The sequence below is a fragment of the Cupriavidus plantarum genome (assembly GCF_905397285.1).
Classification (GTDB): Bacteria; Pseudomonadota; Gammaproteobacteria; order Burkholderiales; family Burkholderiaceae; genus Cupriavidus; species Cupriavidus plantarum.
The window spans coordinates 325,093-345,767 of the sequence record NZ_CAJPUX010000001.1; the positions used below are offsets into that span (position 1 = coordinate 325,093).

Genomic DNA, 20,675 nt, shown 5'->3' on the forward strand with positions numbered 1-20,675 from the left:
GGGGATGCCACCTACCCCTTCAACGCCTGCTCCACCGCGCGGCTCGCCAGCACGGGGATCAGATGCGCCCGATACTCCGCCGACGCATGCAGATCGGTACCGAGACCGGAAGGATCCATCCGCACCGCCCGCGCCGCCGCCGGCGTGAACGCCGTGGTCAACGCCTGCTCCAGCGCGGGCGCGCGAAACACCTTGTCCGCCGCCCCCGTCACCGCAACACGCACCATCTTGCCGGAGCGGGCGACCATCACCCCCACGAGCGCGAAGCGCGAGGCCGGATTGCGGAACTTCACGTAGGCCGCCTGATCCGGCTGCGGAAAGCGTACCGCGGTAATCAACTCGTCCGGCGCAAGGGCCGTCTCGAACAATCCCTTGAAGAAATTGTCCGCCGCGATATTGCGCCGATCCGTCACGATGATCGCGTTGAGCCCGAGCACCGCCGCAGGATAATCGGCCGCCGGGTCGTCGTTCGCCAGCGAGCCGCCGAGCGTGCCCATCGCGCGCACCTGTCGATCGCCGATTTCTCCCGCCAGCCGCGCCAGTGCCGGAATCCGCCGCATGACCTCGGTATTCGTCGCCACGTCGGCATGACGCGCCGCCGCGCCGATGACAAGCTCGTCGCCCTCCATGCGGATACTGGCCAGGCCCGGAATGCGCGTGACGTCGATCAGCGTCGAAGGCGCCGCGAGGCGAAGCTTCATCGAGGCGAGCAGGCTTTGCCCGCCGCCAAGGAAGCGGGCGTCGGCGTCCGCCTTGAGCATGCCCACGGCCGCCTGCGCATCGGCCGCGCGTTCGTACTGGAATGCGTACATGTCGTGCTCCTTTCCTTCAGGCGTTGGGGGTAGCGCGCTCGGTGGCGCGCTGGATGGCCTGCCACACGCGATGCGGGGTCGCGGGCATCTGGATGTCTCGCACGCCGAGCGGCGACAGCGCATCGACGAGCGCATTGATGAACGCCGGCGGCGAGCCGATCGCGCCCGCCTCGCCACAGCCCTTCACGCCAAGCGGATTGTGCGTGCACGGCGTGCCATTGGCGGTCTCCACGGTGAAGTCCGGCAGATCGCCAGCGCGCGGCATCGCGTAATCCATGTACGAGCCCGTGAGCAACTGGCCACTGTCCTCGTCGTACACGCACTGCTCGAACATCGCCTGGCCCAGGCCCTGCCCGATGCCGCCATGCACCTGACCCTCGACGATCATCGGGTTGATCACATTGCCGAAGTCGTCCACCGCGGTAAAGCGCACCACGTGCGATTCGCCGGTATCGGGATCCACCTCCACCTCGCAGACGTACGCACCGGACGGATACGTGAAGTTGGTCGGGTCGTAGAACGCATTCTCGTTGAGCCCCGGCTCGAGCTTGTCGAGGGGATAGTTGTGGGGCACGTACGCGGTCAGCGCCACCTCGCCGAACGTCTTCGTGCGATCGGTGCCGGCCACGCGGAACACGCCGTCGTGGAATTCGATATCGGCATCGGAGGCTTCCAGCAGATGCGCGGCGATCTTCTTCGCCTTGGCTTCCACCTTGTCGAGCGCCTTCATGATCGCGGAGCCGCCCACGGCAAGCGAGCGCGAGCCATAGGTGCCCATGCCGAACGGCACGCGACCCGTATCGCCATGCACGATCTCCACCGCATCGAGCCCGATGCCAAGACGGTCCGCCACGATCTGCGCGAACGTGGTCTCGTGCCCCTGTCCATGGCTGTGCGAGCCTGTGAACACGGTGACCGTGCCGGTCGGATGCACGCGAATTTCGCCGACCTCGAACAGGCCCGCGCGCGCGCCGAGCGCCCCCGCGATGTTCGATGGCGCCAGCCCGCACGCCTCGATGTAGCACGAATAGCCAAGACCGCGCAGCTTGCCGCGCTGCTTCGACGCTTCCCGCCGCTGCGGAAAGCCCGCCACGTCGGCGAGTTCCTGCGCGCGCGCAAGGCACGGCTCGTAGTCGCCCGTATCGTAGGTCAGTCCCACGGGCGTGACATAGGGAAACGCTCTGATGAAGTTCTTGCGCCGCAGCTCGGCGGGATCCATGCCAAGCTCGCGCGCGGCGGTCTCTACGAGGCGTTCCACGACGTACGTGGCCTCGGGCCGCCCCGCGCCCCGGTACGCGTCGACGGGCGCGGTGTTGGTGAACACCGCCTGCACTTCGGCGTAGATGGCGGGCGTCGCATACTGGCCGGCCAGCAAGGTCGCATAGAGGATCGTCGGCACGCTGCTCGCGAACGTCGACAGATACGCCCCCATGTTCGCCACGGTGTGCACGCGCATGGCCAGGAACCTGCCATCGGCATCCATCGCGAGCTCGGCGCGCGTCACGTGGTCGCGGCCGTGCGCATCGGTCAGGAACGACTCGGAACGGTCGGCGGTCCACTTGACGGGCCGGCCGATCTTCTTCGATGCCCACGTCAGCGCGACATCCTCCGGATACAGGAAGATCTTCGAGCCGAAGCCGCCGCCCACGTCGGGCGCGATGATGCGCAGCCGCGACTCTGGCAGCCCGAGCACGAATGCGCCCATCAACAGCCGTTCGACGTGCGGGTTCTGGTTGGCCACGTAGACCGTGTAGCTGTCGTCCTGGCGCTGATAGCTGGCATTGACGGCGCGCGGCTCGATCGCATTCGGGATCAGCCGGTTGTTGACGATCTCGAGCGTGGTCACATGGGCGGCCTTCGCGAACGCCGCGTCGGTCGCGGCCTTGTCGCCGTGGCCCCACGTATAGCAGGTGTTGGCGGGTACGTCGTCATGGACCAGCGCCGGCGATTGCGCGGCGGCGGCCGGGGAGACCACCGCCGGCAATTCCTCGTAATCGACGTCGACCTTCTCGGCCGCATCGCGCGCCTGCTGCAGCGTTTCGGCGATGACCACGGCGACCTGGTCGCCGACATGGCGCGCCTTGCCGTGCGCGAGCGCGGGGTGGGGCGGCTCCTTCATCGGCGTGCCGTCGATGCTGTGGATGAGCCAGCCGCAGGGCAGGCCGCCGACCTTGTCGGCCGCCATGTCGTCGCCCGTGAGCACGGCGATGACGCCGGGGGAGGCGAGCGCCTCCGTGGTGTCGATCGACCGGATGCGCGCATGCGCGTGCGGCGACCGCACGAAGCACGCATAGCTCTGGTGCGCGAGCACGATGTCGTCGGTGTACTGGCCGTTGCCGGTCAGGAAGCGATAGTCTTCCTTGCGCCGGACCGGCGTGCCGATCAGCGGATGTCTTTCGGGTGCGTTCATGGCATCGCTCCTCTCATTCCGCCGCGACGGGCGCCTGCATCATCGCCTGCCCCTGCTGCACCGCCCGCACGATGTTGTGATAGCCCGTGCAGCGGCACAGGTTGCCGTCGAGCTGTTCGCGGATGGTTTCCGCATCGGCACTGGGCCGGTCGCGCAGCAGCGCGGTGGCGGCCATGACCATGCCGGGCGTGCAGAAGCCGCATTGCAGGCCATGGCATTCGCGGAACGCTTCCTGCATCGGGTGCAGTTCCCCATTCGCGGAGAGGCCTTCGATCGTGGTCACCTGCATGCCGTCCGCCTGCACCGCCAGCATGTTGCAGGATTTGACGGCCCGTCCGTCCAGATGGACCGTGCACGCGCCGCATTGCGCCGTGTCGCATCCCACATGGGTGCCGGTCAGGCGGAGGTTGTCGCGGAGGAACTGGACGAGGAGGGTGTGAGGTTCGACCTGCGCGTCGATGGACTTGCCATTGACCGTCAGGCGGATCGGAATCGCCATGCTTGTCTCCATGTGGGTGACGCGCATGGCCAATACCGGCATCCCGAACACACTGACTGCGCGGGACTGGCCACGACGCTGTGCTGCCGCTTGGTTGCTACGGCTATTTCGTGATATTGGTGCTTGCCGGGTGATGAGCGGTGAACGTTTGACCGCAACTGGCTCTAACAGTTAATCACAAATCGCACGGTATCGCCATGTGGGTTGGACCCCCATGAAGACCGGCATCCCGTCTTCACACCCCGCACAGCCCGCACATCCCGCTTATCGCCTATGGAAGCGTTCCTCGATTCGCTGCTCGGCATGGTCGCCCTCCCGAAGGTGGGGCTGCCCGCAATCTTTCTCGTCAGCCTGATATCGGCCACGCTGCTGCCGCTCGGCTCCGAGCCGGCGGTGTTCGGCTACATCAAGCTGAATCCGGACATGTTCTGGCCCGCGATTCTCGTCGCGACGGCCGGCAACACGATCGGGGGCGCCATCGACTGGTGGCTCGGCTATTGGGCCAAGCTCGCGCTGGTCCGCTATCACCTGCGGCGCCAGCACCGCGAGCACGAGATCGAGCATGCCCAGCACCGGCGCCATCCCCGCAAGCCGCGCAAGCCCGCGCTGGATGCGAAATACTTTCGCTGGATGCGCCGGCTCGGCCCGAAGACGCTGCTGCTGTCGTGGCTGCCTGTCGTGGGTGATCCATTGTGCACCCTGGCCGGCTGGCTGCGGCTCTCCTTCTGGCCGAGCCTCGGCTACATGGCGATCGGCAAGTTCCTGCGCTATCTGGCCATGACAGGCAGTCTGCTCTGGATCCCGGACAGCTTCTGGCACAGCATCGGCAGCACCCTCAAGGCCTGGTTCTGAGCGTCCCGGGGCGATGGCCAATGTCCCTTGTTGCAGTGCGGGATAACGGGCAGCAACCGCCCCAATGAGGGGCGCAGGGAGGGGGGTTGCAGTACAATCGCGCTTCAATGAATAAATGCGCACTGTCCCCGTGCGCCGCTGGAAGCGGTCCCGCCATGAACGCCCCACTCGTGCTAGATGCCAAGCTCGCCGCGCAGGATGCCGCGCCGCGCCTGCGAGAGATTCCCTATAACTACACCTCGTTTTCCGACCGCGAGATCGTGATCCGCCTGCTCGGCGAGGAAGGCTGGCGCATTCTCGACGAGCTGCGGAGCGAGCGCCGGACCGGCCGGTCGGCCCGGATGCTGTACGAGGTGCTGGGCGATATCTGGGTCGTGCGCCGCAACCCCTATCTGCAGGACGACCTGCTCGAGAACCCGAAGCGCCGCCAGATGCTGGTCAGCGCGCTGCATCACCGCCTGGGCGAGATCGAGAAGCGCCGCGCCGCCGACCGTGCCGAACACGCCGAGCCGGCCGCGGAAGACCGCTCGCACCGCGTGGAGCAGCTGGTCGCGTTCGCGCGCCAGGCCATCGAGTCGTTCCAGCAGGAATTCGCCGACGCCTACGAACTGCGCAAGCGCGCGCAGCGCGTGCTGGGCCGCGTCACGGAGAAGGACAACATCAAGTTCGATGGCCTGTCGCGTGTCTCCCACGTGACCGACGCCACCGACTGGCGCGTCGAATACCCGTTCGTCGTGCTGACGCCGGATACCGAGGAAGAGATCGCCGGCCTGGTCAAGGGCTGCTTCGAACTCGGCCTGACCATCATCCCGCGCGGGGGCGGTACGGGTTACACCGGCGGCGCGGTGCCGCTGACGCCGTTCTCCGCCGTCATCAACACGGAGAAGCTCGAGCAGCTGGGGCCGGTCGAGCAGACCGATCTGCCGGGCGTTCCGCACAAGGTGGCGACGATCTTCTCCGGCGCGGGCGTGGTCACGCGCCGCGTGGCGGACGCCGCCGACAAGGCGGGCCTCGTGTTCGCGGTGGACCCGACGTCGATCGACGCCTCGTGCATCGGCGGCAACGTCGCGATGAACGCGGGCGGCAAGAAGGCCGTGCTGTGGGGCACGGCGCTCGACAACCTCGCGTGGTGGCGCATGGTGGATCCCGAGGGCAACTGGCTCGAGATCACGCGCATGGACCACAACCTCGGCAAGATCCACGACGTGCCCGTGGCCACGTTCCAGCTGCAATGGTCGGACGGCAACCGCGCGCCCGGCGAAAAGCCGCTGCGTACGGAGACGCTGTCGATCGAAGGCCGCAAGTTCCGCAAGGAAGGTCTCGGCAAGGACGTCACGGACAAGTTCCTGGCGGGCCTGCCCGGCGTGCAGAAGGAAGGCTGCGACGGCATCATCACCAGCGCGCGGTGGATCCTGCATCGCATGCCGAAGCACATCCGCACGGTCTGCCTCGAATTCTTCGGCCAGCCGCGCGACGCCATTCCGAGCATCGTCGAGATCAAGGACTTCCTCGATGCCGAATCGAAGCGCGAGGGCGGCGCGATCCTGGCCGGTCTCGAGCATCTGGACGAGCGCTACCTGCGCGCGGTGGGCTATGCCACCAAGAGCAAGCGCAACGCCTTTCCGAAGATGGTGCTGATCGGCGATATCGTGGGCGACGACGAGGACTCCGTCGCGCGCGCGACGTCGGAAGTCATCCGCATGGCCAACGGCAAGAGCGGCGAAGGCTTCGTCGCCGTCAGTCCCGAGGCGCGCAAGAAGTTCTGGCTCGACCGTTCGCGTACCGCGGCCATCGCGCGCCACACCAACGCGTTCAAGATCAACGAGGACGTCGTGATTCCGCTGCCGCGCATGGGCGAATACACGGACGGCATCGAACGTATCAACATCGAACTGTCGATCAAGAACAAGCTCAAGCTCACGGACGAGCTGGAGCAGTTCTTCGCGCGCGGCAACCTCCCGCTGGGCCGCAGCGACGACGCCAACGAGATTCCGAGCGCCGAACTGCTCGAGGACCGCGTGCAGCATGCGCTGACGCTGCTGCGCGAGATTCGCGCGCGCTGGCTGTACCTGCAGGACCATATGGACACACCGCTCGCCGAGGCCCGCGCCTCGCTGATCGGTCACGGCCTGGGCCTGCTCGGCCCCGCGTTCGAGCAGCGCCTCGCGCAGCAGCCGGACGCGAGCGTGTTCCATCTGCTGCAGGACCGCACGATCCGCGTCTCGTGGAAGGGCGAGATTCGCGCCGAACTGCGCAAGATCTTCAACGGCGGCGAGTTCAAGCCGATCCTCGACGAGGCGCAGAAGATCCACAAGCAGGTGCTGCGCGGCCGCGTCTTCGTGGCGCTGCACATGCACGCCGGCGACGGCAACGTGCACACCAACATCCCGGTGAACTCGGACGACTACGACATGCTGCAGGACGCGCACCGCGCGGTGGCCCGCATCATGGCGCTCGCCCGTTCGCTGGATGGCGTGATCTCGGGCGAGCACGGCATCGGCATCACCAAGCTCGAGTTCCTGACCGAGGAAGAGATCGGCGATTTCCGCGCGTACAAGCAGCGCGTGGATCCGCAGGGCCGCTTCAACAAGGGCAAGCTGCTGCCGGGCGCCGACCTGCGCAATGCGTACACCCCGTCGTTCGGCCTGATGGGACACGAGTCCATCATCATGCAGCAGAGCGACATCGGCGCGATTGCGGAGAGCGTCAAGGACTGCCTGCGCTGCGGCAAGTGCAAGCCCGTGTGCGCGACGCACGTGCCGCGCGCGAATTTGCTGTACAGCCCGCGCAACAAGATCCTCGCCACCTCGCTCCTCATCGAGGCGTTCCTGTATGAAGAACAGACGCGCCGCGGCGTGTCGATCAAGCACTGGGACGAATTCTCGGACGTGGCCGACCACTGCACGGTGTGCCACAAGTGCGTGACGCCGTGCCCCGTCAAGATCGACTTCGGCGACGTGTCGATGAACATGCGCAACCTGCTGCGCAAGATGGGCCAGAAGAAGTTCAACCCCGGCACGGCGGCCTCGATGTTCTTCCTGAACGCGACCAATCCGCAGACCATCAACATGACGCGCTCGGCGATGATCGGGCTCGGCTACAAGGCGCAGCGCCTCGGCAACGAGGTGTTCAAGAAGTTCGCGCGCAAGCAGACGCAGCATCCGCCCGCCACGGTCGGCAAGCCGCCCGTGCAGGAGCAGGTGATCCACTTCATCAACAAGAAGATGCCGGGCAACCTGCCCAAGAAGACCGCGCGCGCGCTGCTCGATATCGAAGACAACGAGATCGTGCCGATCATCCGCAATCCGAAGACCACGTCGTCGGAAACGGAAGCGGTGTTCTACTTCCCGGGTTGCGGCTCGGAGCGGCTGTTCTCGCAGGTGGGCCTCGCCACGCAGGCGATGCTGTGGCACGTCGGCGTGCAGACCGTGCTGCCGCCGGGCTACCTGTGCTGCGGTTATCCGCAGCGCGGCGCCGGCCAGTTCGACAAGGCCGAGAAGATGGTCAGCGACAACCGCGTGCTGTTCCACCGCGTGGCCAACACGCTCAACTACCTCGACATCAAGACCGTGGTGGTGAGCTGCGGCACGTGCTACGACCAGCTGGCCGGTTACGAATTCGACAAGATCTTCCCGGGCTGCCGCATCATCGACATCCACGAGTATCTGCTCGAGAAGGGCGTGAAGCTCGAAGGCGTCACCGGTACGCGCTACATGTACCACGACCCCTGCCACACGCCGATCAAGACGATGGACCCGACGAAGCTCGTCAATGAGCTGATGGGCGGCAACGACGGCGGCGGCAAGATCGAGAAGAACGACCGCTGCTGCGGCGAGTCCGGCACGCTGGCGGTGACGCGTCCCGACGTCTCCACGCAGATCCGCTTCCGCAAGGAAGAAGAGATGCGCAAGGGCGCGGACAAGCTGCGTACCGAGGGCTTCGGCGGCGACGTCAAGATCCTCACGAGCTGCCCGTCGTGCCTGCAGGGCCTGTCGCGCTACAACGAGGACGCCTCGGTGACCGCCGACTACATCGTCGTGGAAATGGCGAAGTACGTCCTCGGCGAGAACTGGCTGCCGGAGTACGTGCAGCGCGCCAACGCGGGCGGTATCGAGCGCGTGCTCGTGTAAGCGTGTCCGGCTCAGATGATCCCAGCCCACGCTACCCGGACCCCTGTCCCGAACTGCCCCCTGTGCGAAGCCGATGGCGGCGAACTCGTCTGGATGGGGGACCGCGCCAGGGTGATCCTGGTCGAGCATGACCGGTTCCCCGGGTTCTGCCGCATCGTGTGGAACGACCACGTGGCGGAGCTGTCGGACCTCGACGATGCCGACCAGGCCTGGCTGATGCGCCTGGTCGCGCGCGTCGAGCGCGTGGTGCGCGAGGTGATGACGCCGGACAAGGTGAACCTGGCCGCGTTCGGCAACATGGTGCCGCACCTGCACTGGCACGTCATTCCGCGCTACCGCTGGGATACCCACTTTCCCGAAGCCATCTGGGCGGCGCCCCAGCGCGGGTCCGACGCGGCACGCGTCGCGGAGCTTCAGAGCCGGCTGCCGGCGCTGCGCATCGCGCTGTCGATACCCGACGCCGAAGACTGAACCGCGTCCAGGCACCGTAGCCTTAAGCGCCATTTAAGTTATCGCGGTTAAGGTGACCTTGATGGCCGCGACCTGTCACACTGGCGAACGCACGCCCGGTCGCGCGTCCGACGCCGTCGCGCGCCATCGAACGACTCCACGAACAACAACGAGGCCTGCCCGCTCATGTCGAACGTCACGCCATCCTCCGCCACCGTGCCGGGTCCCGCGGTACCCGCACAGGCTCTCAAGGCCCAGAGCCGGTTGCGGCTCGGCCGCACCTGGGAACTGATCAAGCCCTATTGGACGTCCAGCGACCGCAAGGCCGGCCTTGGCTTGCTCGCCCTGGTCGTCGCGCTGAACCTGGCCATCGTCTACATCAACGTGCTGCTCAACGAGTGGAACCGCGTGTTCTACAACGCGCTCGAGCAGCGCGACTTCGTCTCGTTCAAGACGCTCCTGATCCGGTTCTCGTGGATCGCGGGCTGCTTCATCGTGCTGGCCATCTCTCGGCAGTACTACCAGATGATGCTGCAGATGCGGTGGCGTACGTGGATGACGGGCACGTTCATGGCGCGGTGGCTCGGCCATCAGGCGTACTACCGCATCGAGCAGACGCATTCGACCGACAACCCCGATCAGCGCATCGCCGACGACCTGCGCCAGTTCACCGACGGCGCGCTCACGCTGTCGATGGGCCTGTTGAACTCGGTGGTCACGCTGATCTCGTTCGTGGGCATCCTGTGGGCCGTGTCGGGCCCGATCACGCTCGCGCTCGGCGGCACGCCGATCGAGATTCCCGGCTACATGGTGTGGTTCGCGGTCGGGTATGCGGTCATCGGCTCGGTGATCGCGCACTTCGTCGGCCGCCCGCTGATCGGCCTGTCGTTCCAGCAGGAACAATACGAAGCAAACTTCCGTTTCATGCTGGTGCGCCTGCGCGAGAACAGCGAACCCGTGGCGCTATACAAGGGCGAACCGACCGAGCAGGCAGGGCTGAGCGCGCGCTTCGAACGCATCCGCGCGAACTGGAACCAGCTCATGCGCTACACGCGGCGGCTGACGTTCGTCACCTCGGGCTACGCGCAGTTCGCGATCATCTTCCCGATCCTCGTGGCGGCGCCGCGCTACTTCGCCAACAAGCTGACACTGGGCGGCCTGATGCAGATCAGCTCCGCGTTCGGGCAGGTGCAGGGCGCGCTGTCGTGGTTCGTCGATAGTTACGCGACGCTGGTCGGCTGGAAGGCGGCCGCCAACCGTCTGATCGATTTCCAGGACGCGATGCGCCTCGCCGAGCGAGAGGAAGCGGGCCCGCATGGCCGACAGGATATCGACGTCGTGGACGGGCAGGGCGACGCGATGGCGGTGAACGAACTCGCGCTCGCGCTGCCGGTGCGCGGCGGCGGCAGCGTCGATGAGGAAGGCGTCGGCCCGGTGTCGCATCCGCCCGAGCGGCCGCTCGTCGCGCCGTTCTCGCTGACCATCGGCCGCGGCGAGCGCTGGCTCGTCAGCGGTCCGTCCGGCTGCGGCAAGAGTGTGCTATTCCGCGCGCTCGCGGGCATCTGGCCATACGGCAGCGGCCGTGTGACGCGCCCCGGCGCGCGCATGCTGTTCCTGCCGCAGCGCAGCTATCTGCCGATCGGCACGCTCGCGGACGCGCTGGCGTATCCCGACGCGGGCACCGTGCACGACTGCGAGGCGCTGCGCGGCGTGCTGCGCGACGCGCGGCTCGCCCCGCTGGCCGACCATCTGGATACTTTCGACAACTGGTCGCTGCGGCTGTCGCCGGGCGAGCAGCAACGTCTGGCCTTCGCGCGCGCGCTGCTCCAGAAGCCGGACTTCCTGTTCCTCGACGAGGCCACGAGCGCGCTCGACGAGGAGACCGAAGCGGCCATGTACCGCCTTATGGTGGACCGGCTGCCGGACGCGGCCATCGTCAGCATCGCGCACCGCAGCACGGTGGCGGCGTTCCACGACCGCCGCCTGCGCTACGAGCCCGCCGATGGGCAAGGGCAGGGCGGTGGAGTAAGCTATCGGGTCGTACAGGAGGCATGATCCCAATCCTATGGCTGGCCTAGACAAAGATACCCCGCACCCCACCGCGCTGACCGTTCACACGCAGTCGCGCGTGCTCGAGATCGGCTTCGACAACGGCCGCACCTATCGCCTGCCGTTCGAACTGCTGCGCGTCTGCTCGCCCTCGGCGGAAGTCCAGGGCCACGGTCCCGGTCAGGAAACGCTGCAGACCGGCAAGCGCGACGTCGGCATCGCGGGCGTGGAGCCGGTGGGCAACTACGCGATCCTGATCCGTTTCGACGACGGCCACGAGACCGGCATCTACTCGTGGGAACTGCTCCATCGCCTCGGCGACCAGCAGGAGACCGTCTGGAACGATTACCTCAAGCGCCTCGAGGCCGCCGGCCTCGACCGCGATGCGCCGATGGCCGCGCCGGGCGGCCACGCCTGTGGCCATCATCATTGAATAGCAGGAGTCCTGGAACATGAGCGAGACCCACTTCGGGTTTGAGAAGGTCGAGGAGACGGAGAAGGCCGGCAAGGTCGCGGGCGTCTTCCATTCGGTGGCCAGCAAGTACGACGTGATGAACGACCTGATGTCGGGCGGCATGCACCGGCTCTGGAAGATGTTCACGATCGCGCAGGCCAACGTGCGACCGGGCCAGAAGGTGCTGGACATCGCCGGCGGCACGGGCGACCTCGCGCGTGCGTTCGCCAGGGCGGCGGGTCCGACCGGCCAGGTCTGGCTCACGGACATCAACGAGTCGATGCTGCGCGTGGGCCGCGACCGCCTGCTCGACAAGGGCGTGGTGACGCCCGTCGCATTGTGCGATGCGGAAAAGATTCCGTTTCCGGACAACTACTTCGACGTGGTCACCGTGGCCTTTGGCCTGCGCAACATGACCCACAAGGACCGCGCGCTGGCGGAGATGCGCCGCGTGTGCAAGCCGGGCGGCAAGGTCATGGTCCTCGAGTTCTCGAAGGTATGGAAACCGCTCGAGAAGGCCTACGATGTTTACTCGTTCAAGGTGCTCCCATGGCTCGGCGAGCGTGTGGCAGGGGATGCCCCTAGCTATCGCTACCTCGCCGAATCGATCAGAATGCATCCAGACCAGACTTCGCTTGTACGCTTAATGGAACAAGCGGGCCTGGAACAGGTCGAATACTTCAACCTGACGGCCGGAGTGGTGGCGCTCCACGTCGGGAGAAAGTACTAATTCGCCATGCACGGTCATTGAAAAACTCGGGTCGGAACCCCAGTTAGGCAAAATTGACCGGATCTGACAGGGGATCACAACATATGTCTACTATTCGCGGAAAGTTCCTTGCCGCGTCGCTGATCATGACGCTGGCGTTAGGGGTCACGCTCGACGCCGAAGCGAAGCGCCTCGGCGGCTCCCGCAGCGTGGGCAAGCAGTCTTCGCAGGTGACGCAGCAGCGCCAGCAGGCGCCGCAGACGCCGCCCGCCCAGCAGGGTACGCCCGCGCAGCAGGCTGCCCCGGCCACGGCCGGCGCGGCAGCCGGCGGCGCCGCGGCCGCCGCGCCGAAGCGCAACTGGGGTGGGATGCTCGGCGGCCTGGCCGCTGGCCTGGGCCTCGGCTATCTGCTCTCGCACTTCGGCATGGGCGAGGCGATGGCCGGCTTTCTGGGCAACCTGATTCTCATCGCGCTGATCGCGTTTGCGGCCATCTGGCTGATCCGCAAGTTCCGTGGCGGCGCGCAGCGTCGTGAGCCGGCCTTCGCGGGCATGGGCAACAACGCGGGTGGCGGCATGAACCGTGAGCCGGCGTTCGGCCAGCCGAAGGTGGCGCAGCCGGAAGTCCGCGCGTCGGAACCGACCTTCCGTCAGGCCGAGCAACCCGCTTCCGGTGCCGCGCTGGCAGGCGGTGCCGCTGCCGGTGCGGCGGGTGCCGCAGCGGTTCAGCAGCCGTGGGGCGTGCCGGCCGACTTCGACACCGAGAACTTCCTGCGTAACGCCAAGGTGCACTACGTGCGCCTGCAGGCCGCGTGGGATGCGGGCAACCAGGACGACATCCGGGAATTCACCACGCCGGAGATGTTCGCCGAGATCCGCATGGATCTGTCGGAGCGCGGCGCCGAGGTCAACAAGACCGACGTCGTCACGCTGGATGCCCAGTTGCTCGGTATCGAGTCCACGCCGACGCAGCACATCGCCAGCGTGCGCTTCTCGGGCATGATCCGCGAGCGCGTGGGCGAAGCCGCCCAGCCGTTCGCCGAGGTCTGGAACCTGGCCAAGCCGGTCAACGGCGGTGGCTGGCTGCTGGCGGGTATCCAGCAGGAGTCCTGATTCGGCGCGCTTGCCGCGATGGCCGGCCATGATGGTCCGCCATGATGCGGCGGGCAAGTAGCTTAGAATGGAGGCCCACGCTAGCGTGGGTCTTTTTTTTCGGTGGCACTGCCGTGGTGCCACATCTTCACGCCCGCCATGAACGCTCTGCCTACTCCGCTGGCCGCGCCGCTCGTCGCCGCGCTCAATCACCTCATCGAACAGGAGTCGTGGGCCTGCGCCCAGCTGGTGCCATTCGCGGGCCGGGCCATCCGCTTCGATGCCGCGGCATTCACGCTGACGCTGAGGGTGACGGAGCAGGGCGGCATCGAGCGTGCCGGCGATGCTGACGCGCCGGCGGTCACGCTGCGCGTGCCGCTGCAGCAGTGGCCGCTGGTGGTGGCCGACGTGGCCGAGGGCGGGCAGGCTGCCGCGATGCGCCATGTGCGCATCGACGGCGATGCCGAATTCGCGAACGTGGTGTCCACGCTGGCGCGCAATCTGCGCTGGGATGCCGCCGAGGACCTGTCGCGCGCGCTGCGCGGCGTGCTCGGGGGTGGAACGGGCGGCGGGATGGGCGGTCCGCTCGCGGACAGCCTGGCCCAGCGCGCGGTGGAAGGCGCGAGGCAGGTGCACGAGGGCGCTACCCGCGTGGGCCGCGCGCTCGTCGACAACGTGACGGAATACCTGCTGGACGAACAACCGACGCTGGTCCGTCATACGGCGCTGGAACAATTTGGCGGCGACGTCTCGCGGCTGCGCGACGATCTGGCCCGTCTCGAGAAGCGGCTGGAGCGGCTCGGCCGCGCGGACCGCTGATGCGAAGACCCATGCGCCGGCACATGCGTCGGCTACACTCGCTCTTTCCTGCCGCCGTGCGCGGCCCGGTTTCCGGATTCCACTCCCCCGAATGACCCGCCTTCTGCGTCTCTGCAAGATCCTCTTCGTCGTGCTGTATTACGGTCTCGACGAGCTCGTGCTGTCCGGCTTCAACGACCGCAAGATCAAATTCCTCGTTCGCGTCATCACGATCGGCCGGAAGCTGGAGCAGCCGCGCGGCGTCCGCCTGCGCCTCGCGCTGACGGCGCTGGGCCCGATCTTCGTGAAGTTCGGCCAGGTCCTGTCGACGCGCCGGGACCTCATGCCGCCCGACATTGCCGACGAGCTCGCGCTGCTGCAGGACCAGGTGCCGCCGTTCGATTCCGCCATCGCGGTCGGCATCATCGAACGCTCGCTCGGCAAGCCTCTGGAGCAGTTGTTCCAGCATTTCGAGCAGCAGCCCGTGGCCAGCGCGTCGATCGCGCAGGTGCACTTCGCCACGCTGCGCGGCGGCCCGAGCCACGGCCGCGAGGTAGCGGTGAAAGTGTTGCGGCCGGGCATGCTGCCCGTCATCGACAGCGATCTGGCGCTGATGCGCGACATGGCCACCTGGCTCGAGCGCGTATGGGCCGACGGCCGCCGCCTGAAGCCGCGCGAGGTCGTCGCCGAATTCGACAAATACCTGCACGACGAACTCGACCTGATGATCGAGGCCGCCAACGCAAGCCAGCTGCGCCGCAATTTCCAGGACACGAACCTGCTGCTGGTGCCGGAAGTGTTCTGGGACTGGTGCACGAGCAGCGTCTTCGTGATGGAGCGCATGCACGGGATTCCCATCTCGCGCACCGAGGCGCTCCGGTCCGCCGGCGTCGACATGCACAAGCTGGCCGAGGAGGGTGTGGAGATCTTCTTCACGCAGGTGTTCCGCGACGGGTTCTTCCACGCGGACATGCACCCGGGCAACATCCTGGTGTCCGTCGCGCCGGAGACATTCGGCCGCTATATCGCGCTGGACTTCGGCATCGTCGGCGCGCTGTCGGAGTTCGACAAGAATTACCTCGCGCAGAACTTCATCGCGTTCTTCCGCCGCGACTACCATCGCGTGGCGCTGCTGCACGTGGAGTCGGGGTGGGTCCCGCCCGAGACGCGCGTGGAGGAACTCGAGAGCGCGGTGCGCGCGTGCTGCGAGCCGTACTTCGACAAGCCGCTGCACCAGATCTCGCTGGGCCTCGTGCTGATGCGGCTGTTCCAGACCTCGCGGCGTTTCAACGTCGAGATCCAGCCGCAGCTGGTGCTGCTCCAGAAGACGCTGCTGAACATCGAGGGCCTTGGCCGCCAGCTCGACCCCGACCTCGATCTGTGGAAGACCGCCAAGCCGTTCCTCGAACGGTGGATGCACGAGCAGGTGGGCTGGCAGGGTGCCTGGGAGCGCATCAAGGTGGAAGCGCCGCAATGGGCCAAGATGCTGCCGGACTTCCCGCGGCTGGCGCACCAGTTCCTCGAGCGCCGCGCGCTACAGTCGAATGGCGAGACCGAGAAGCTGCTGGCCATGCTCGTGGCCGAGCAGCGGCGCACCAACCGCATCTTCGCCGCCGCCCTGATGCTGGTCGGCGGCTTCATGGCCGGCGTGGTCATCATGCAGATCCTGTCGTGGGGCGGCCACTTCTGATAAATCCGTGGAATCCACGCTAGGCGCCCGGGCCATGCCGTTATAATCCGCGTTTTCAAATCGGCTACGGCACCGGCATGCTGATCTGGTTCGTCATCATCTATTGGGTCATTTCGGTCGGCATCGGTCTGTGGGCGGCGCTGCGCGTCCGCAACACCAAGGACTTCGCGGTCGCCGGCCGCAGCCTGCCGTTCTACATCGTCACCGCGACCGTCTTCGCGACGTGGTTTGGCTCCGAAACGGTGCTTGGCATCCCCGCCGTGTTCCTGCGGGAAGGGTTATCGGGTGTGGTCTCCGATCCGTTCGGATCCTCGCTGTGCCTGATCCTCGTCGGTCTGTTCTTCGCCCGGCCTCTGTACCGGATGAACCTGCTGACGATCGGTGACTACTATCACAACCGGTATGGCCGCGTGGCGGAAGTGCTGACCACGCTCTGCATCGTGGTGTCCTACCTCGGCTGGGTGGCCGCGCAGATCAAGGCGCTGGGACTGGTCTTCTTCGTGGTGTCCGACGGCGCCCTGTCGCAGGAGGCCGGCATGATGATCGGCGCCGCCAGCGTGCTCGTGTACACGCTGTTCGGCGGCATGTGGGCCGTGGCGGTGACCGACTTCCTCCAGATGATCATCATCGTGGTGGGCATGCTCTATATCGGGATGGAAGTCAGCAGCCAGGCCGGCGGCGTGGCGACGGTGGTGTCGCACGCGGCCGCGGCGGGCAAGTTCGAGTTCCTGCCGTCGCTGGACATCCTGCAGATCATCGGGTTTGCCGCGGCGCTGGTCACGATGATGCTGGGCTCGATCCCGCAGCAGGACGTCTTCCAGCGCGTGACGTCGTCCCGCACCGAGAAGATCGCGGGCCATGCCTCGGTGCTCGGCGGCGTGCTGTACTTCTGCTTCGCGTTCATCCCGATGTTCCTGGCGTACTCGGCCACGCTGATCGACCCCGGAATGGTGCAGAAGTACATCGACACCGATTCGCAGCTGATCCTCCCGCAACTGATCCTGAACCATGCGCCGCTGTTCGCGCAGGTGATGTTCTTCGGCGCGCTGCTGTCCGCGATCAAGAGCTGCGCGTCGGCCACGCTGCTGGCGCCGTCGGTGACGTTCGCGGAGAATATCCTGCGACCGTACTTCCGCCATCTGGACGACCGCAAGTTCCTGCGCGTGATGCAAGCCGTGGTGCTGGTGTTCACGACGCTCGTCACGCTGTTCGCGCTGAATTCGCACCTGTCGATCTTCCATATGGTCGAAAACGCGTACAAGGTCACGCTGGTGTCCTCGTTCGTACCGCTGGCGTTCGGCCTGTTCTGGAAGCCGGCCACGCGGCAGGGCGGCCTGGCCGCGATCATTCTTGGGCTGGTGTCGTGGATCGTGTGCGAGGTCGCATTCGCCGAGGCTGCGGTGCCGCCGCAACTGGTGGGCCTGCTGTTCTCGATCGGCGGCATGGTGTTCGGGTCGCTGCTGCCGCAATGGATCGACGACCATCCGCGCATCGAAAAAGTGCATACTGCATAACTTTCGTGTCGTTCCAGCGATGCGCTGCGATGGCGCCGAGGTTTGCACGGGTCTTCCTCGCCTTTTCCTCGCGGTCAAGTCGCACCGACGGTTTATAATCCGAGGCTTTGTTCCGCTGAATTTCAGCCGTCTCAGCGTTCCTAGCTTTTTTTCGCGATAAAACGACCATGCCGATCTATGCCTACCGTTGCGAAGCCTGCGGCCACGGGCGCGATGTGCTGCAAAAAATGAGCGATGCGCCGCTTACGGATTGCCCGTCCTGCGGCACCGCCGGCAGCTTCAAGAAGCAACTGACCGCAGCCGGATTCCAGCTCAAGGGTTCCGGCTGGTATGTGACCGACTTCCGTGGCGGCAGCGGCGGCGCCAGCGCGCCGGCGTCCAGTTCGTCTTCGGAGTCGTCGGAGTCGTCCGCCGCGGCGCCGGCGTCCTCCTCTTCCGCTTCCACCACGTCCGCGTCTTCGTCCTCTTCCGGCGGCGACAGCGGCGGGGCGAGAACGTCGTCCGGCGGCGCCGCCACCTGACCGGGACCATCGTGGCCACCAAGAAGACCTCCGCCTTCAAGACCTGGTTCCTGACCGGGCTGCTCGTGCTGGTGCCGCTCGGCATCACGCTCTGGGTGCTGAACCTGATCATCGGCACGATGGATCAGAGCATGGCCCTGCTGCCGCTCTCGTGGCAGCCGGAGAACCTGTTCGGCCGCCGCATTCCGGGCCTGGGCGCGATCCTCACGCTGCTGTTCATCCTGCTCGTGGGCGTGGCCACGCACAACTTCATCGGCCAGCGCCTCGTGCGCTGGTGGGAAATGTTGCTGGGCCGCATTCCGGTGGTCGGCCCGATCTATACCAGCGTGAAGCAGGTATCCGACACGCTGCTGTCCTCGTCGGGCAACGCGTTCCGCAAGGCGCTGCTCGTGCAGTATCCGCGCGAGGGTTCCTGGACCATCGCGTTTCTGACCGGACGGCCCGGCGGAGACGTGCAGAATCACCTTCAGGGCGAGTACGTGAGCGTGTACGTGCCGACCACGCCGAATCCGACCTCGGGCTTCTTCCTGATGATGCCCAAGGCCGATACGATCGAGCTCGACATGACCGTCGATGCCGCGCTCAAGTACATCGTCTCGATGGGCGTGGTGGCCCCAACCGACCTGCCGCGCAAGAGCGAGCAGGACGAGCGCGCCACCGTGGCCGAGGAAGCCGTGGCGGCAACGGCCGCCGTGGCCGCCGCCGCCGTGACGAGTGCCGCCGCGGGCGATGCCGAAGCGGTCACGGCCGCCGATCCCACCGATACTCATTGAATTCGAGCGGGCGCACGGCGCCCGCGCGCAACCCGGAATATCTCCTATGTCCTCCATGCGTACTCACTACTGCGGTCTGGTGACCGAACAACTGACGGGCCAGGAAGTGGCCCTCACCGGCTGGGTGCAGCGCCGCCGCGACCATGGCGGCGTGATCTTCATCGACCTCCGCGACCGCGAGGGCCTGGTGCAGGTGGTATGCGATCCGGACCGCCCCGAGATGTTCAAGGTGGCCGAGGAAATCCGCAACGAGTTCTGCATCCGCGTGACCGGCAAGGTGCGTCCGCGCCCGGCCGGCACCGAGAACGCGAACCTGACCTCGGGCAAGATCGAGGTGCTGTGCCATGAACTGACCGTGCTGAACGCGTCCGTCACGCCGCCGTTCCAGCTCGACGACGACAACCTGTCGGAAACGACGCGCCTCACGCATCGCGTGCTGGACCTGCGCCGTCCGCAGATGCAGTACAACCTGCGCCTGCGCTACAAGGTGGCGATGGAAGTGCGCAAGTATCTGGACGCGCAGGGCTTCATCGACATCGAGACGCCGATGCTGGGCAAGAGCACGCCCGAAGGCGCGCGCGACTACCTCGTGCCGTCGCGCGTGAACCCGGGCCACTTCTTCGCGCTGCCGCAGTCGCCGCAGATCTTCAAGCAGATGCTGATGGTCTCGGGCTTCGACCGCTACTACCAGATCACCAAGTGCTTCCGCGACGAGGACCTGCGCGCCGACCGCCAGCCGGAATTCACGCAAATCGACTGCGAGACGTCGTTCCTCACCGAGCAGGAGATCCGTGACCTGTTCGAGGACATGATGCGCACGGTGTTCAAGAACGCGATCAATGTCGACCTCGACGCCACGTTCCCGGTCATGGAGTTCCGCGAGGCGATGGCCCGCTTCGGCTCGGACAAGCCGGACCTGCGCGTGAAGCTCGAATTCACCGAGCTGACCGACGTGATGAAGGACGTGGACTTCAAGGTGTTCTCGGGTCCCGCCAACAGCGACAGCGGCCGCGTGGTCGGCCTGCGCGTGCCGGGCGGCGGCGCGATCTCGCGCGGCGAAATCGATGCGTACACGCAATTCGTGGGCATCTATGGCGCCAAGGGCCTGGCCTGGATCAAGGTCAACGAAGTGGCCAAGGGCCGTGACGGCCTCCAGTCGCCGATCGTGAAGAACCTGCACGACAACGCGATTGCTGAAATCCTCAAGCGCACGGAAGCCAAAGATGGCGACATCATTTTCTTCGGCGCGGACAAGGCCAAGATCGTCAACGACTCGATCGGCGCGCTGCGCCTGAAGATCGGTCACTCGGAATTCGGCAAGAGCACGGGCCTGTTCGAGGACGTGTGGAAGCCGCTGTGGGTGATCGACTTCCCGATGTTCGAGTACGACGAGGAAGACGCGCGCTGGGTCGCGATGCACCACCCGTTCACGAGCCCCAAGGACGAGCACCTGCAGTATCTGGAAACGGATCCGGGCAAGTGCATCGCCAAGGCCTACGACATGGTGCTGAACGGCTGGGAAATGGGCGGCGGCTCGGTGCGGATCTATCGCGAAGACGTGCAGAGCAAGGTGTTCCGCGCGCTCAAGATCAACGAGGAAGAAGCGCGCGCCAAGTTCGGCTATCTGCTCGACGCGCTGCAATATGGGGCCCCGCCGCACGGCGGTCTGGCCTTCGGCCTGGACCGCATCGTGACGATGATGGCCGGTGCCGATTCGATCCGCGACGTGATCGCCTTCCCGAAGACGCAGCGCGCCCAGGATCTGCTGACGCAGGCCCCGAGCAGCGTCGACGAGAAGCAGCTGCGCGAGTTGCATATCCGTCTGCGCACCCAGGAGCCGAAGACCGTCTGACCGGTCATCGAGCCCTGCAAGAAAGCCGCCGTCACTGGCGGCTTTTTTGTTGACCGCACAACAATGCGTTT

16 protein-coding genes are annotated in these 20,675 nt (G+C 66.2%); 13 read left to right on the forward strand and 3 right to left on the reverse strand.

Features of this window, described 5'->3' with window-relative positions:
* Window positions 1-11 precede the first annotated feature (11 nt).
* Genes KHP16_RS01530 through KHP16_RS01540 form a run of 3 tightly spaced genes read right to left on the reverse strand, consistent with a single transcriptional unit; the run spans window position 12 to window position 3,721 of the window.
* Entirely contained in the window at window positions 12-812 is an 801-nt protein-coding gene (locus KHP16_RS01530; RefSeq protein WP_109582120.1) for an FAD binding domain-containing protein, read from the reverse strand.
* Window positions 813-828: 16 nt separating this feature from the next.
* A complete protein-coding gene (locus KHP16_RS01535; RefSeq protein ID WP_211959476.1) occupies window positions 829-3,222 on the reverse strand; it encodes a xanthine dehydrogenase family protein molybdopterin-binding subunit in 2,394 nt (797 codons plus the stop codon).
* Window positions 3,223-3,235: 13 nt separating this feature from the next.
* Window positions 3,236-3,721 carry a (2Fe-2S)-binding protein gene (locus KHP16_RS01540; protein WP_109582118.1) on the reverse strand — a complete coding sequence of 162 codons (486 nt, stop codon included), beginning with the start codon at window positions 3,719-3,721 and terminating at the stop codon, window positions 3,236-3,238.
* Between the two features lie 273 nt (window positions 3,722-3,994).
* Here KHP16_RS01540 and KHP16_RS01545 point away from each other — a divergent pair, with 273 nt between their 5' ends.
* The 13 genes from KHP16_RS01545 to aspS all read left to right on the forward strand — a co-directional run bounded on the left by KHP16_RS01545 (window position 3,995) and on the right by aspS (window position 20,604).
* A complete protein-coding gene (locus tag KHP16_RS01545) occupies window positions 3,995-4,573 on the forward strand; it encodes a YqaA family protein (protein WP_109582117.1) in 579 nt (192 codons plus the stop codon).
* A gap of 155 nt (window positions 4,574-4,728) precedes the next feature.
* The gene (locus KHP16_RS01550) at window positions 4,729-8,703 is read left to right on the forward strand and encodes a DUF3683 domain-containing protein (protein ID WP_109582116.1); all 3,975 of its coding nucleotides are present in this window, start codon (window positions 4,729-4,731) and stop codon (window positions 8,701-8,703) included.
* A gap of 15 nt (window positions 8,704-8,718) precedes the next feature.
* A complete protein-coding gene (locus tag KHP16_RS01555; protein ID WP_109582115.1) occupies window positions 8,719-9,174 on the forward strand; it encodes an HIT family protein in 456 nt (151 codons plus the stop codon).
* Window positions 9,175-9,339: 165 nt separating this feature from the next.
* The gene (locus KHP16_RS01560; RefSeq protein WP_109582114.1) at window positions 9,340-11,208 is read left to right on the forward strand and encodes an ABC transporter ATP-binding protein/permease; all 1,869 of its coding nucleotides are present in this window, start codon (window positions 9,340-9,342) and stop codon (window positions 11,206-11,208) included.
* 10 nt (window positions 11,209-11,218) lie between these two features.
* On the forward strand, window positions 11,219-11,635 hold the full coding sequence (locus tag KHP16_RS01565; RefSeq protein WP_109582113.1) for a gamma-butyrobetaine hydroxylase family protein: 417 nt from the start codon (window positions 11,219-11,221) through the stop codon (window positions 11,633-11,635).
* Window positions 11,636-11,654: 19 nt separating this feature from the next.
* A complete protein-coding gene (gene ubiE, locus KHP16_RS01570; protein WP_109582112.1) occupies window positions 11,655-12,386 on the forward strand; it encodes a bifunctional demethylmenaquinone methyltransferase/2-methoxy-6-polyprenyl-1,4-benzoquinol methylase UbiE in 732 nt (243 codons plus the stop codon).
* An 83-nt stretch (window positions 12,387-12,469) separates the two neighbouring features.
* Window positions 12,470-13,477: a Tim44 domain-containing protein gene (locus KHP16_RS01575; RefSeq protein WP_121491983.1), complete on the forward strand. Its 1,008-nt coding sequence runs from the start codon at window positions 12,470-12,472 to the stop codon at window positions 13,475-13,477.
* A 138-nt stretch (window positions 13,478-13,615) separates the two neighbouring features.
* Window positions 13,616-14,275 (forward strand): ubiquinone biosynthesis accessory factor UbiJ, encoded by a 660-nt coding sequence (locus tag KHP16_RS01580; protein WP_109582784.1) that lies wholly within the window; start codon window positions 13,616-13,618, stop codon window positions 14,273-14,275.
* A gap of 91 nt (window positions 14,276-14,366) precedes the next feature.
* Window positions 14,367-15,944, forward strand: coding sequence for a ubiquinone biosynthesis regulatory protein kinase UbiB (ubiB, locus tag KHP16_RS01585; RefSeq protein ID WP_109582110.1), 1,578 nt, complete (start codon window positions 14,367-14,369; stop codon window positions 15,942-15,944).
* 77 nt (window positions 15,945-16,021) lie between these two features.
* Entirely contained in the window at window positions 16,022-17,458 is a 1,437-nt protein-coding gene (locus KHP16_RS01590; protein ID WP_109582109.1) for a high affinity choline transporter 1, read from the forward strand.
* A gap of 167 nt (window positions 17,459-17,625) precedes the next feature.
* Window positions 17,626-17,979: an FmdB family zinc ribbon protein gene (locus KHP16_RS01595; protein ID WP_211959477.1), complete on the forward strand. Its 354-nt coding sequence runs from the start codon at window positions 17,626-17,628 to the stop codon at window positions 17,977-17,979.
* Window positions 17,980-17,990: 11 nt separating this feature from the next.
* Window positions 17,991-18,752, forward strand: coding sequence for a DUF502 domain-containing protein (locus KHP16_RS01600; protein WP_109582107.1), 762 nt, complete (start codon window positions 17,991-17,993; stop codon window positions 18,750-18,752).
* A 46-nt stretch (window positions 18,753-18,798) separates the two neighbouring features.
* The gene (gene aspS / locus KHP16_RS01605) at window positions 18,799-20,604 is read left to right on the forward strand and encodes an aspartate--tRNA ligase (RefSeq protein ID WP_109582106.1); all 1,806 of its coding nucleotides are present in this window, start codon (window positions 18,799-18,801) and stop codon (window positions 20,602-20,604) included.
* The last annotated feature ends 71 nt before the right edge of the window (window positions 20,605-20,675 follow it).